Origin of the sequence: Shewanella sp. DAU305 (assembly GCF_026802235.1) — a bacterium.
GTDB lineage: Bacteria > Pseudomonadota > Gammaproteobacteria > Enterobacterales > Shewanellaceae > Shewanella > Shewanella baltica.
This window is the reverse complement of record NZ_CP113808.1, coordinates 924,248-937,226: the sequence shown is the minus strand read 5'-3', so window position 1 is coordinate 937,226 and position 12,979 is coordinate 924,248. Positions and strand designations below refer to the sequence as shown.

Below are 12,979 nucleotides of genomic sequence, written 5' to 3'. Positions count from 1 at the left end.
TCGTATGGCCGTCGCCCGAGGCACAAAGAGGGCGCATTTTATACACGATCACAGAGTGAAGATCAAGTGTTAGATTAATTAATCCAGCCTCGTTCTGCAAAAGAAACTATCTCTCGATCACCTACAACCATATGGTCCAATAAGGATACGTCTATGGTTGCTAACGCATTTTTTAATCGCTCAGTTATTCGTCGGTCAGCCTGACTGGGCTCGGCAATACCAGACGGATGATTATGACAAACTATAACTGCTGCGGCCTTTTTCTCCAGCACTAAGCTCACCACTTCACGTGGGTACACTGAGGCTGAGTCTATTGTACCGCGGAATAATTCGACAAATTGAATCACTCTATGCTGGCTATCCAGCAGTAAAACTGCGAACACTTCATAGGAGCGATCGGCCAATTGTCGCATTAAATAGTCCCGAGTTAAATCGGGATTTGTTAAAACTTGACCTCTTTGCAGATTTTCCTGCGCTACACGCCGCGCTAATTCGGCCGCAGCTTGAAGCTGGGCGTATTTTACAGGTCCTACGCCCGGAAGTCGACATACCTGATTTCGAGGAGCACAAAGCAGGTTTCTGAGGCCGCCAAACTCGCTAATAAGCGACCTTGCAAGATCAACCGCGTTTAATCCCGCCAAACCGTTCCGCAGTAATACCGCCAATAACTCCGCATCCGACAGTTGCCCCGCCCCTTTTTGTAACAGTTTATCTCTGGGACCTTCCCCCTCAGGCCAATCTTTAATGCCCATGCGACCTCCCTGTCATCTCACATATTTTCACTTTACTGAGTATGGACGAGATTTTTTGAACTGGGAGAGTCACTAACATTCACCGCTTTGTGATATTGTTGGCGGCATTATTTCTATCTCGGATGATGTCTGTGAGTCTGACAAATAAAAACGTCCTGCTGGGCATTGGCGGCGGTATTGCGGCCTATAAAAGTGCTGATTTAGTCCGTCGCTTAAAAGAGCGTGGCTTTGACGTGCGCGTGGTGATGAGCCAAAGTGCGATGGAATTTATCACGCCTTTGACGCTGCAAGCGTTATCTGGACATCCCGTTGCCTCAAGCCTACTCGATCCTGCGGCAGAAGCAGCCATGGGCCACATAGAACTCGCTCGTTGGGCAGATCTCGTCATCATCGCCCCTGCAACCGCAAACCTATTGGCGCGGATTAATGCTGGCATGGCCGATGAGCTGATCACCACCACGTGTCTTGCCACTGAGGCGCCTATCGCCCTGTGTCCGGCAATGAATCAGCAGATGTACCGTAATCTGGCGACGCAGGCGAATTTAACCAGTCTGGCATCCCGCGGCTTTACCCTTTGGGGACCCGCAAGTGGCAGTCAGGCCTGTGGTGAAGTCGGCCCTGGTCGTATGCTAGAGCCATTAGACATCGCCACACTCGCTACGCAGTTTTTTGCCACTCATGACGCTGTTGAACTTAAGCCACTCGCAGGCCAGTCACTGCTGATTACCGCAGGGCCAACCCGTGAGGCAATTGATCCCGTCAGATACATTTCGAATCACAGTTCTGGAAAAATGGGCTTTGCCTTAGCCAAAGCCGCGGCAGATATGGGCGCAACAGTCACCTTAGTCTCTGGCCCAGTGAATCTAAGCACCCCAGAAGGCGTGACCCGCATTGATGTTGAATCGGCGCAAAATATGCTTGACGCTGTGATGGATCACATTGATAAAAAAGATATTTTTATTGGCTGCGCCGCAGTTGCTGACTATCGCATTAGCGACATCGCCACCTGTAAGATCAAAAAATCGGCAGAAGAAATGCAACTTGCGCTGGTGAGGAATCCTGATATCTTAGCCACGGTTGCGAGCTTACCTAACCGTCCTTTTGTGGTGGGATTCGCCGCAGAAACCCATGATGTAGAAGCCTATGCGCGCGATAAACTCAAACGTAAAAACTTGAATATGATCGCCGCGAACGACGTTTCCGTTGCTGGTCTAGGCTTTAATGCCGATGCCAATGCCCTACGAGTGTTCTGGCCGCACGGCAGTCAAGACTTGCCTGCCACAGACAAACTCACGCTGGCACGGCAATTACTTTCGTTGATAGTGAAAGAAAAAACAAATACATGAAAACACCGATTGAATTAAAAATTCTCGACTCCCGTATCGGCTCAGAATTTCCTTTACCTGCCTACGCTACACCTGGCAGTGCAGGCATGGATCTTCGTGCCATGATCGACACGACTTTGACTATAGCACCGGGTGAAACCGTGCTTATTCCAACGGGGATTGCCATTCATGTTGCCGATCCAGGACTGGCTGCAGTGATTTTGCCGCGCTCAGGTCTTGGCCATAAACACGGTATCGTACTGGGGAATCTGGTCGGACTCATCGATTCCGATTACCAAGGCCCTCTAATGGTGTCTTGCTGGAATCGTAGCGACAGTCCTTTTGCCTTAGAAATTGGCGATCGTCTCGCACAACTGGTGTTTGTGCCTGTAGTACAAGCACAATTCAAACTCGTTGATGAGTTCGACAGCTCAGATCGTGGTGAAGGCGGATTTGGCCATTCAGGCACTAAATAATCCCCTAAGTCGTTATTGAGCCAAGGATACTGCAATGGCTGTAAGCCCAAAAATTAATCGTCGTGAACATATTTTGCAATGTCTAGCACAGATGCTAGAAACCAACCCAGGACAAAGGATCACCACAGCGAAACTGGCCTCAGAAGTCGGTGTATCGGAAGCCGCCCTGTACCGTCACTTCCCGAGTAAAGCACGGATGTTCGAAGGCTTAATCGAATTTATCGAAGAGTCGTTATTGTCGCGCATCAATTTAATCATGGATGACGAAAAAGACACCATGAAGCGCTGCCAACTAGTGCTGCAACTGTTGCTGATTTTTGCCGAGCGTAACCCGGGTATTTCCCGCGTCCTCAATGGTGATGCGCTGCTCGGAGAAAATGAACGTCTGCGCAGCCGCATTAGTAATTTATTTGCCAAAATTGAAACCCAGTTGAAGCAAATTTTACGTGAAAAAACCCTGCGGGAAGGCAAAGGCTTCAACTTAGACGAAGCCATATTAGCCAATTTACTGTTAGCCTTTGCCGAAGGGCGAATCGCTCAATTTGTACGAAGTGAATTCAAACTCAAACCTACCACACACTTCGATGAACAGTGGCGTTTTATCCAACATCAACTTTTACAAAGCTAATGATTTTTCAACATAAAGGACGGTAACTATCGTCCTTTTTTTCTATATTCTATCCCGTCCTGAAATACGTTGACATAAAGAGGACTTCTTTATGACAACATCAAGTAACTCAAGCCGTAAGCGTACTCAACGTGATTACACCTTAGCTTTTAAATTAGGCGTTGTTGAACGTGTTGAAAAAGGCGAAATGACTTACAAGCAAGCGCAGACTCGTTTTGGCATTCAGGGTAAAACAACGGTACTCGTCTGGCTGAGAAAGCATGGTAAACTCGATTGGTCGAAACTCTTTCAGCATCCCCTTATGCCTCATTCAAAAGAAACCCCAGCCGAAACTATCAAGCGCCTTGAGCGTGAGTTAGCCGAAGCGAAACTGCGTAACCAAATTCTCAATGGTATGGTCGATATCATGGACAATGAATACGGAGCCGGCCTCAGAAAAAAGTACTTATCCGGTATCTCTGGCAAGCCAAAACCCAAAGCAAAATAAACCTTGCCGTTGCGTGTCGCGCCGTCGGTATTTCACGGCAAGGTATTTATCAGGCTGTCGCCCGAATGGCGAGCCGAAGCGCTGAGCTATCGGTCATCAAAGACTGGGTCCAATATTGGCGTAACTATATGCCACGATTGGGGACGCGTAAGCTCTATACTTTGATACAGCCTAAGCTGGTTGAACATGATATCAAACTCGGGCGAGACGGGTTCTTTACCTACTTGAGAAGTGAAGGCTTGCTAGTTAAGCCCAAGAGAAGCTTCACAAAAACGACATTCAGCAAGCATTGGATGAAGAAGCATCCCAACCTGCTTAAGGAAGAGGGACTACACGATGCCGAGCATGTACTGGTCAGCGATATCACTTATCTCGAATCAGACCAAGGCGTGCACTATTTGTCACTGGTGACCGATGCCGCGACACGTAAGATAGTCGGTCATCACTTGAGTTCGGACATGAAAGCAGAAAGCGTAGTGAAAGCACTGAAAATGGCGGTCAAAGATAAGCGCTATAGCGCTAATGCGGTCCATCACTCAGACCGAGGTTCGCAATACTGCTCAGCCGTTTATCAAGATGAACTGCAGGCCAACCATATTCAGCCGTCGATGACAGACGGTTATGATTGCTATCAAAATGCGTTAGCAGAACGAGTAAACGGGATCCTGAAGCAGGAGTTTTTACTCTACCGGTGTAAAACGCTGGAAGAGCTGAAGAGACTTGTTAGAGAATCGATAGCGATATACAACGAAATGAGACCGCATCTGAGTTTGGATATGGAAACACCCAATCAGGTGCATAATAGAAAAGGCCAGCTACTGGAGCCGGCCTAGAAACTGTCAACCTATCTTAGGACGGGACATTCCTTCCTTGTTTCACTACTTCTTTTGTTTTATCCTCGAAAAACATTTTCAGAACAAAAAACACAATGATTTTACAAGGATGTCAGATGAAAACTTTGCCTTTTGCCGTTTTGGCCACCATTTGCTTACCCATGATGCCTATCACCGCATTTGCGGCTGAGACCTCGGCCACGAATGCATTATCACAATTATTTAGCCGAGGAGATGAATACGCGAACGTAAAAATATCTCCTACTGGCAAATACTTAAGTGCAATTACCAGTGTCGAGGGTAAAAATGTACTCATAGTATTAGATGCTCAAACCAAAAAACTGCTGAATGCGATTCGCTTCCCAAGCAACGCCCAGGTAGGCACCTATGAATGGGCCAATAGCGAGCGCATTGTGCTGGCAAAAGAATACCTTAAGGGCTGGAGCGATGTCCCCCAATACTACGGCGAATTAATGGCGGTCAACGCCGATGGTTCTCGCCCTAAATATCTATTTGGTTATAACAGCGGCGAGCAGCAAACGGGTTCAAATCTCAGGAAAAATACCGCCATAAATGCCACAGCATTCATACTGGACCCTCTACCGGATGATGAGCGCTATATGCTGGTCAATGCGCTCCCATGGACTGGTGCCCCGGACTTGAGTGAAACACGTCAGGATGTCTACCGCGTTGACCTTTTTAGCGGGGTTCGCAAACGCATAACAGGCTCCCCCATAGGCCGAGCTCGCTTTATGACCGACCATGATGGTGAAGTCCGCTTTGTGGCAGGGGAAGACAGCAAAAACATCACTAAAGTCTTTTACCGCAAAGATAGCGAATGGATAAACACCGATAAACTCAACCTAGGCTTAAGTGATTTTACGCCTATCTCCTTCGCTGATAATAAAAATACCATCTATGCTGCGGGTCGCGTGGGTACTGAAACCTTAGGTGTATATCGCATCAACCTAGAAACAGGTGAAAAGGCCGAGATCATTCAAGATGAGATCGTTGATCCCAGCAACTTCTGGATCAACGGCACCAATAAGCAGCTCTACGCCATTGAGTTTGAAAATGGCTATCCAAGCTATGCCTTTGTCGATAACAACGACAACCACGCCAAACTACTCAAGGATTTAATTGCTGCTCTACCGGGACATCAAGTACGGATTGTCAGTGAAACCCGTAATGGTGAACAACTGGTGGTGATTGCATTTAACGACCGCAATCCCGGTGATTACTATGTGTTTGATACTAAAAAGCTCAAACTCGAGTACCTCGCCACCGCCCGAAAATGGCTCGACCCAGAGCAAATGGCGGAGGTTAAACCTATTAGTTTCACCAACCGCAATGGCCAGAAAATCCATGGTTATTTAACCTTGCCCTATGGTAAGGAAGGCAAAAATCTCCCTTTGGTCGTCAATCCCCATGGCGGTCCCCATGGCATTCGTGACTGGTGGGGATTTGATCCACAAAATCAATTACTCGCCCAAAATGGTATGGCGGTGTTGCAGGTTAACTTCCGCGGTTCTGGCGGTTATGGTGAGAGCTTCGAGCAAGCTGGCTATCAAAAATGGGGTTCAGATATTCAGCACGATATTATAGACGCGACTCAGTACGTCATTGACCAAGGCTTTGCCGATAAAGAACGGGTGTGTATTGCCGGCGGTAGCTTTGGCGGCTATAGCGCACTGCAAAGCGCCATATTAGCGCCCGATATGTTTAAATGTGCGGTTGGGTTTGCCGGTGTGTATGATCTGGAGTTAATGTTTGATGAAGGTGACGTAGCCAGAACACGTTCAGGAACAAGCTATCTTAAGGACGTACTTGGCCAAGACAAAGCCACCCTAAAAGCCATGTCGCCCTCAGAAAACGTTGCCAAATTAAAAGCGAACCTCTTACTCGTTCACGGTGGTGAAGATGAGCGAGCGCCAATTGAGCAACTCGAATCCCTCGAAAAAGGCCTAAAAGCTCACAATTATCCTTACCAAAAACTGGTAATGGACAATGAAGGGCACGGTTTTTATAACGATGAGCATAGAGCGAAATACTATGAACAAATGCTCAGCTTCCTAAAAACTAATCTAAAACTTTAGGATTGACTCAAACTTGCCGTCACTGCCAGTCTAAACTCGATTGGCAGTGGCTGATTTAAAGCCGATATCCGATAAGGACTATCGGCTTTTTCATGTGGCCCATGAGCGTTTTTCGGTATGAATTATCTGCAATTCGCGTTATCCTCCTCCCCCTATTCTTGCCCTAGCGAGAATAACAATAATTTGTATCTGATGCTGAACAACCCAAGTACCACTCGATGCTCAGCATAGATTTTCTGTTATAGCCGCTACGACGTAGTGGAGGATAAGATGGCATTAAGTGAAGCAGCAGTAAAAGTACAAGCCGCGTTATTAGAACGTGGACTTGAAACCCCAATGCTCCCAAGCGTTTACAGCAGTGAAGAACGTAAAGACAAGATTGAACATCATATGAAAGAAATCCTGACATTAATGTCATTGGATCTGTCAGACGATAGCCTTGCCGATACGCCGCGCCGCATTGCTAAAATGTATGTCGATGAAATCTTCTCCGGCTTAGATTATGCGAACTTCCCTAAGATCACGGTTATCGACAATAAGATGGGCTTCGATGAAATGGTGCGAGTGCAAGACATTAGCCTCACCAGCACCTGCGAACACCATTTAGTGACGATCGATGGTACTGCGACCATAGCTTATCTACCACGCAAAAAAATCATCGGTTTATCAAAGATTAATCGCATCGTGCGTTTCTTTGCCCAACGTCCACAAGTGCAAGAGCGTTTGACTCAGCAAGTGTTAGTCGCGCTGCAGACCTTGCTCGAAACCAAAGACGTTGCGGTTAAAATGGATGCTGTGCATTACTGCGTCAAATCCCGTGGCGTGATGGACTCAACCAGTTCGACCACTACCACAGCGCTGGGCGGTATTTTCAAATCTAACCCTGCGACCCGCGCCGAGTTTTTGCATCAGTCTAAATAAGTGTATTGAAGCGTAATGTGATTTAAAGCGTGCCTAAATCAATAGCAATCAATACAAATCAACAAAAAAACGCTGCGATTCCTTCTATAGAATCGCAGCGTTTTTTGTTTTCATACCCACTCAATCAAACCTTTCTCAACCTAGCTAAGATCAATGCTGGCTGATTAACTGATTTCACCACGCCAATAATAGCCACTTGATCAATACCAGCGTCTAAGCACTCGATTTAAATACCGTATTGCTCGCGGTACTTACTCACGGCGGCAAGTTGCACTTCCATTCCAGGCTTTTCAGACAGATAGCTAATGAGGTCGGCAAGTTTAATGATCGCCACAATGCCGCAGCCAAAATCACGCTCAACCTCTTGAATAGCCGATAACTCGCCCTTGCCTTTCTCTTGTCTATCTAAGGCAATCAACACGCCCGCTAATTGAGCTTTATGGGCCTCGATGATTTCCATCGACTCACGAATCGCAGTACCGGCAGTGATCACATCATCCACCAACATAACGCGGCCTTTCAGCTCGCTACCGACTAAGCTGCCACCTTCGCCGTGATCTTTTTTCTCTTTGCGGTTAAAGCAGTAAGGGATATCGATATCGTGGTGTTCACACAGGGCAACCGCCGTAGTGGTCGCAATTGGAATGCCTTTATAAGCTGGGCCAAACAGCAAATCGTAATCAATGCCAGAATCCACTAACGCAGCGGCATAGAAACGGCCTAAACGCGCTAAGTCACGGCCAGTATTGAACAAACCCGCATTGAAGAAATAAGGACTGATACGACCCGATTTAAGGGTAAATTCGCCAAATCGCAACACCTGACGTTCTAAGGCAAATTCAATAAACTCACGTTGATAGGCTTTCACAATATCTCCTTACGGCTTTGTCTTTTATTGGTTTTTATTAGGTAATGTTTTATTAGGCAACATTTAATTCGGTACAGGGCTTGTCTAACACTAGCATCTTGCTGCAGATAAAAAGTTGCAGCTAATAAAAAGCCCCGCACTCTATAACATGACGGGGCTTTTTCATCACCACACTATTAGTTCAGTGCGGCTTTCTGCACATCGACGATTTCACGAATACTGTTCTTCGCCAATGCCAACAGTTCGAGTAATTCTTCATGGCTGAATGGCTCGCCTTCGGCGGTGCCTTGAATTTCGATGATCTTTCCCGTTTCCGTCATCACCACGTTCATGTCAGTTTCAGCGGCGCTGTCTTCGATATATTCTAGATCGCTGATCGCTTCACCCTTGTAAATACCGACGCTGACAGCAGCGATAAGGAATTTCAGCGGGTTAGATTTAATGATGCCTTTACCACGCGCCCAGTTCAACGCATCCACTAAGGCCACACAGGCGCCAGTGATAGAGGCAGTGCGCGTGCCACCGTCAGCTTGGATCACATCACAGTCGATCACGATAGTGTTTTCGCCTAGGGCTTTCATATCTACACAAGCGCGCAGAGCACGGCCGATAAGACGTTGAATTTCTTGCGTACGGCCAGATTGCTTACCGCGAGCGGCTTCACGATCCATACGGCTATGGGTCGAACGTGGCAACATGCCGTATTCCGCCGTCACCCAGCCTTGACCCTGACCTTTAAGGAAACGTGGCACACCTTCAGTAAAACTGGCGGTACAAAGCACTTTCGTTTCGCCAAATTCCACTAACACAGAACCTTCGGCATGGGCCGTAAACTGGCGAGTGATAGTGATGGGACGAGTTTGTGCTGGCGTTCTGTTACTTGGACGCATGCGAGATTCCTGTATTCTGAGTCATTGACCGATTTTGGCTGCATATTATAAGGGCTTGAGCCTTAGGATGCCATGCTTAGGGTGATTCTCTGGCAAACTCATCACACTCAAACGCCTAATCCGTGTCCTTATACCCAAACAACCTGAAGATGCAGAATTCGGCGGGAGTTTAACGCACTTTAGGCAAGGCCATGTATTGCTCCTGCATAAATGGCATTCACGCCATCCATGGCGATTGCGGTTATTTGCGGACCTAGTGGACTAAGTTAAAAATAACCAACGCAGCATAAAGTGCGTTAAAACCCGCCGGAACGGAGCAGCTTGGGTATATTTGCTGTATGCCTTTAATCCTAAAGCCATTGACTCTATAATCGCCTCTCATTATGACGATTAAACCATTAGGACAACCCATGATCCAAAGCATGACAGCCTACGCTCGCATCGAGCACAAAGCACAATGGGGCACTGCCTCCTGGGAAATTCGCTCAGTCAATCAACGCTATCTCGAAACTTACCTACGTTTACCCGAGCAATTCCGCAGTTTCGAACCCGTACTGCGCGACCGCCTACGTAAACGCTTAAGCCGCGGTAAAGTCGAAGTCAATCTGCGCTACGAACTGGCAGACAACAGCAATAACGAGCTGCAGTTGAATCAAGCGCTAGCAAAACAGCTATTAGGCGCCGCCACTTGGCTCAAGCAAGAAGCGGGACAAGGCGATGTCAATCTGACCGACATCCTGCGCTGGCCGGGCGTGCTAGCAAGCGGTGAACAAGATATGGATGCCATCGGCGCCGATCTGATGACAGCCTTCGATTCAGCCATAGATCAATTCATCGAAGCCCGTGGCCGTGAAGGCGAAGCTATCAAAGACATGCTGCTAAGCCGCTTAGACGGCGTCAGCGAGCAAATCGCCGTCGTACGCGAGCACATGCCAACTGTGATGCTGTATCAACGCGAAAAGCTCACCAACCGCCTTGCAGAAATCAAAGGTGAACTCGACCCAGCCCGCATCGAGCAAGAAATGGTGCTACTGGCACAGAAACAAGATGTGGCCGAAGAAATGGATCGCCTCGAAGCCCATGTGGCCGAAGCCCGCCGCATCCTCAAAAAAGGCGGCAGCGAAGGTCGCCGTTTAGATTTTATGATGCAAGAATTTAACCGCGAATCGAACACACTCGCCTCTAAATCCATTAGCACTGAAATCACCTCAGCCGCAGTGGAACTTAAAGTTCTCATCGAGCAAATGCGTGAGCAGATCCAAAACGTTGAGTAATGATATTTAACACGTTTTAGATACCAAAAAGCCCTTAACTTAAGGGCTTTTTGTATTTTATGGCACAGAGAAAAGACCTGTTAAAAGTGCTTTTGAAATGCTCAAAATCGGACGCTATGCAGTACATTAATACACAAGGATTTGTAATGGAACTAAATACCATACCTACGGTTGAATCGCTTTTAGAGCAAAATGCCATCCACTTTACCGGCAATCCTGAATGGACTTACCGTTTTATTGATTTAGTCACCCCTAACAATGTCGAGTCACTTTTTTGCTATGGTAGACCGCATGCCCCGAGATTCAAACCTTTTGGCTTATTGGACTCTGTAGAGCTATGTGTGAATACGCCACTCATCGAGTTGGAGACTGAAACAAAACGATTTTTAACACCTGAGCTCAAACAGTATCAATCAGTGAAGAAAATCCATACATTGCAAAAAAATGAAGAATATTGGCCACATGTTTAATAGCGATACATGCCATACCTGTGCATACAACTTATATGATGTCGTGTATTAATTTAACACCTAGTCCAAGCCACAGTGTTTGCCTCAACAAGATGAAAATGGGTACAGAAAATTAGCATAATTCAGTTGTGGCTGATGTCGATTCAATCGACATGTATTGCAAACATGTTTACAAAGCAGCAATTAATCGACACATACAACTGATTTAAAACTAGAGTAAAAATTGAAACGGCTTGAGTCGATACGATTAATGTCACCTAACCATTACCGTTTCTAAGCTATACGCTTAATTCTGTCAGTTAAACCGTTCAATATTGAATCCTGTATGTGTGGTGGAAAATCATCTGGCAGCTGCGCTTTAACCTTAACAACCACAGCCTCTACCTTGTCAGCAATGTCGCGCATCATCTCCATCATAATCCCAGTATCAAAGCCCACAGCTTTAGCTGTTAGGATAAAGTGCCGTGGAAAAATTTGATTGATTTGATACTTCTTACCCTTAGCCGCTTTGAGGCCCATAGCGAGCTTGGCATCACGAATATTTAAGCCTTTACCACCAATAACAGGGTACATGGATAAAATATCGTAAAAAGGCGTTAGTCGATATCCGCCATCGGCCTCGATGAAGAGTGAGAAGTTTTTAGCATGACCATCGGTTGCGGCTAAAAGCCAAAACAAAACCTGAGACTTGATGAAGTTATATCTGTCGCGCTCCGAGTTCATCGAACCCAATAGATAAGGCATAATTTGTTCAATACCCGGGCCACCAAGGCTCTCATATTTCTTCGCTGGTGGAATATTTAATGCCTGACAAAAGTCCTCTTGGGGCAGCCGCATAATCCATGTGCCATCTGAAGAGAGCCTGCGATCGAATCGCTCCACAGCAAGCGCTTTAATATCACCCACTTTGATTATTGAGCACTGGGGTGCATCTAAACCAAACTCTCTGACTATCATCATGCACAGGTATTCATTCTCGACACTGTCTGACATATCTATGCTGTGGGAGTGGCTGTTTATTTCACCTATGGGCAGCTTAATGATATGGGTAGTGGGTGTCGATTTGATAGGTAATCGCCACTCTCCATTGAGTTTCAGTAATGCCGTCTTTTCTTGGGCACCGGCAATAGAAATCCTAAAGTCATCGTCATCGGCTAGCATGCCTAAGGGGATATTGGACTGATAACCCTTGAGTACTTTTTCCAACTGCTTATCGGATAGCGGTTTAGACTCAATTTTTTTGGTATCAAAGGGGGGCTGACCATGGGGGACAAGCTGTAATGCACCCACACTGTCTTGACCAATTTTAGCCAGTAAGTCAAACGCTTGTGTCGAATCAGCATTATGACGAGCAACGACTCTGTTTTTCACTTCGTGATTATCAGGTAGCAAATTATCGAAGAAGTTATAAACTTCATCACCTTTATAGGCTTGCTTGCGTAGCGGCATAGACAAAGAAATTGGGCGACTACCGGGTATCGCTAGCCATTGCTGGGCATACGCAAACTGATGAGAGCCTGTGGATGATTTGGTCAATTCACCCACAAGGTAGCCATTCATATAAACATCAAGCACTGCCATTACCACTCCTCCTTCCATTCTTGCTCAGGCACTGTGGCGTTATCATGGCGGCGCTCATCCACCAGCTGTAGATTCCGAACCTTTATATCTAGCTCTAGGTTTAATGCAGAAAGGATCTTAAACAGCGTTTCTAATTTGGTCGAATCCGGATTCAACTCAAAGCTTGAAACGGTATCCTGGCGAATACCTACCTTGCTCGCCACCTTGCTTTGCGAGAGCTGCGCGTTCAGCCGCGCATCTTTTAGATACGTACTCAACTGCTTTGCGTTGGTCACCTTCATGATCGCTTTACCTTTAAACTGTTCTTAACTCTTACTGTACACGCTAAAGCAGGTAAATCAAGGTTTACACGCTTAAACCGTTAAAGCGCATTCACAC

Annotated in this window: 13 protein-coding genes; 8 read left to right on the top strand and 5 right to left on the bottom strand. The window is 46.6% G+C overall.

The window, feature by feature from the left end; translation table 11 throughout:
* Positions 1-74: 74 nt before the first annotated feature.
* On the bottom strand, positions 75-752 hold the full coding sequence (gene radC, locus OX890_RS04145; protein WP_006079869.1) for a RadC family protein: 678 nt from the start codon (positions 750-752) through the stop codon (positions 75-77).
* 122 nt (positions 753-874) lie between these two features.
* On the opposite strand from radC, the gene coaBC reads away from it, so the two are divergent.
* The 6 genes from coaBC to folE all read left to right on the top strand — a co-directional run bounded on the left by coaBC (position 875) and on the right by folE (position 7,518).
* Positions 875-2,098, top strand: a complete 1,224-nt coding sequence (gene coaBC / locus OX890_RS04140; protein WP_126493428.1) for a bifunctional phosphopantothenoylcysteine decarboxylase/phosphopantothenate--cysteine ligase CoaBC — start codon at positions 875-877, stop codon at positions 2,096-2,098.
* On the top strand, positions 2,095-2,553 hold the full coding sequence (dut, locus tag OX890_RS04135; RefSeq protein WP_006086674.1) for a dUTP diphosphatase: 459 nt from the start codon (positions 2,095-2,097) through the stop codon (positions 2,551-2,553). Before coaBC ends, dut begins: the two co-directional genes overlap by 4 nt.
* A 34-nt stretch (positions 2,554-2,587) precedes the next feature.
* Positions 2,588-3,181 carry a nucleoid occlusion factor SlmA gene (gene slmA / locus OX890_RS04130; RefSeq protein WP_006079866.1) on the top strand — a complete coding sequence of 198 codons (594 nt, stop codon included), beginning with the start codon at positions 2,588-2,590 and terminating at the stop codon, positions 3,179-3,181.
* Between the two features lie 91 nt (positions 3,182-3,272).
* Positions 3,273-4,501, top strand: a protein-coding gene (locus OX890_RS04125; protein ID WP_126491021.1) for an IS3-like element ISSba4 family transposase whose coding sequence is annotated in 2 segments (ribosomal slippage) — positions 3,273-3,624 and positions 3,624-4,501 — 1,230 coding nt in all. Because the reading frame shifts where the segments join, the coding sequence is not laid out codon by codon here.
* Between the two features lie 116 nt (positions 4,502-4,617).
* Positions 4,618-6,597 carry an alpha/beta hydrolase family protein gene (locus OX890_RS04120; protein ID WP_126491020.1) on the top strand — a complete coding sequence of 660 codons (1,980 nt, stop codon included), beginning with the start codon at positions 4,618-4,620 and terminating at the stop codon, positions 6,595-6,597.
* Between the two features lie 270 nt (positions 6,598-6,867).
* Complete coding sequence (gene folE / locus OX890_RS04115; RefSeq protein ID WP_006079864.1) at positions 6,868-7,518, top strand: GTP cyclohydrolase I FolE; 651 nt, start codon at positions 6,868-6,870, stop codon at positions 7,516-7,518.
* 226 nt (positions 7,519-7,744) lie between these two features.
* Here folE and pyrE read toward each other — a convergent pair whose 3' ends face one another.
* On the bottom strand, positions 7,745-8,386 hold the full coding sequence (pyrE, locus tag OX890_RS04110) for an orotate phosphoribosyltransferase (protein ID WP_006086671.1): 642 nt from the start codon (positions 8,384-8,386) through the stop codon (positions 7,745-7,747).
* A 176-nt stretch (positions 8,387-8,562) separates the two neighbouring features.
* Positions 8,563-9,276 carry a ribonuclease PH gene (gene rph, locus OX890_RS04105; protein WP_006079862.1) on the bottom strand — a complete coding sequence of 238 codons (714 nt, stop codon included), beginning with the start codon at positions 9,274-9,276 and terminating at the stop codon, positions 8,563-8,565.
* Positions 9,277-9,686: 410 nt separating this feature from the next.
* Here rph and OX890_RS04100 point away from each other — a divergent pair, with 410 nt between their 5' ends.
* Positions 9,687-10,550, top strand: a complete 864-nt coding sequence (locus OX890_RS04100) for a YicC/YloC family endoribonuclease (protein ID WP_006086670.1) — start codon at positions 9,687-9,689, stop codon at positions 10,548-10,550.
* Positions 10,551-10,696: 146 nt separating this feature from the next.
* Positions 10,697-11,020: a hypothetical protein gene (locus OX890_RS04095; protein ID WP_126491019.1), complete on the top strand. Its 324-nt coding sequence runs from the start codon at positions 10,697-10,699 to the stop codon at positions 11,018-11,020.
* Positions 11,021-11,293: 273 nt separating this feature from the next.
* Here OX890_RS04095 and OX890_RS04090 read toward each other — a convergent pair whose 3' ends face one another.
* Entirely contained in the window at positions 11,294-12,601 is a 1,308-nt protein-coding gene (locus tag OX890_RS04090; protein ID WP_126491018.1) for a type II toxin-antitoxin system HipA family toxin, read from the bottom strand.
* On the bottom strand, positions 12,601-12,882 hold the full coding sequence (locus OX890_RS04085; RefSeq protein WP_126491017.1) for a helix-turn-helix domain-containing protein: 282 nt from the start codon (positions 12,880-12,882) through the stop codon (positions 12,601-12,603). The genes OX890_RS04090 and OX890_RS04085 overlap by 1 nt, the downstream gene beginning before the upstream one ends.
* Positions 12,883-12,979: the final 97 nt, after the last annotated feature.

Bases quoted from the DNA above. Each gene is read 5' to 3' on its own strand.
- radC (WP_006079869.1), bottom strand. From the start codon at position 752: ATGGGCATTAAAGATTGGCCTGAGGGGGAAGGTCCCAGAGATAAACTG.
- coaBC (WP_126493428.1), top strand. From the start codon at position 875: ATGATGTCTGTGAGTCTGACAAATAAAAACGTCCTGCTGGGCATTGGC.
- dut (WP_006086674.1), top strand. From the start codon at position 2,095: ATGAAAACACCGATTGAATTAAAAATTCTCGACTCCCGTATCGGCTCA.
- slmA (WP_006079866.1), top strand. From the start codon at position 2,588: ATGGCTGTAAGCCCAAAAATTAATCGTCGTGAACATATTTTGCAATGT.
- OX890_RS04120 (WP_126491020.1), top strand. From the start codon at position 4,618: ATGAAAACTTTGCCTTTTGCCGTTTTGGCCACCATTTGCTTACCCATG.
- folE (WP_006079864.1), top strand. From the start codon at position 6,868: ATGGCATTAAGTGAAGCAGCAGTAAAAGTACAAGCCGCGTTATTAGAA.
- rph (WP_006079862.1), bottom strand. From the start codon at position 9,276: ATGCGTCCAAGTAACAGAACGCCAGCACAAACTCGTCCCATCACTATC.
- OX890_RS04100 (WP_006086670.1), top strand. From the start codon at position 9,687: ATGATCCAAAGCATGACAGCCTACGCTCGCATCGAGCACAAAGCACAA.
- OX890_RS04095 (WP_126491019.1), top strand. From the start codon at position 10,697: ATGGAACTAAATACCATACCTACGGTTGAATCGCTTTTAGAGCAAAAT.
- OX890_RS04090 (WP_126491018.1), bottom strand. From the start codon at position 12,601: ATGGCAGTGCTTGATGTTTATATGAATGGCTACCTTGTGGGTGAATTG.
- OX890_RS04085 (WP_126491017.1), bottom strand. From the start codon at position 12,882: ATGAAGGTGACCAACGCAAAGCAGTTGAGTACGTATCTAAAAGATGCG.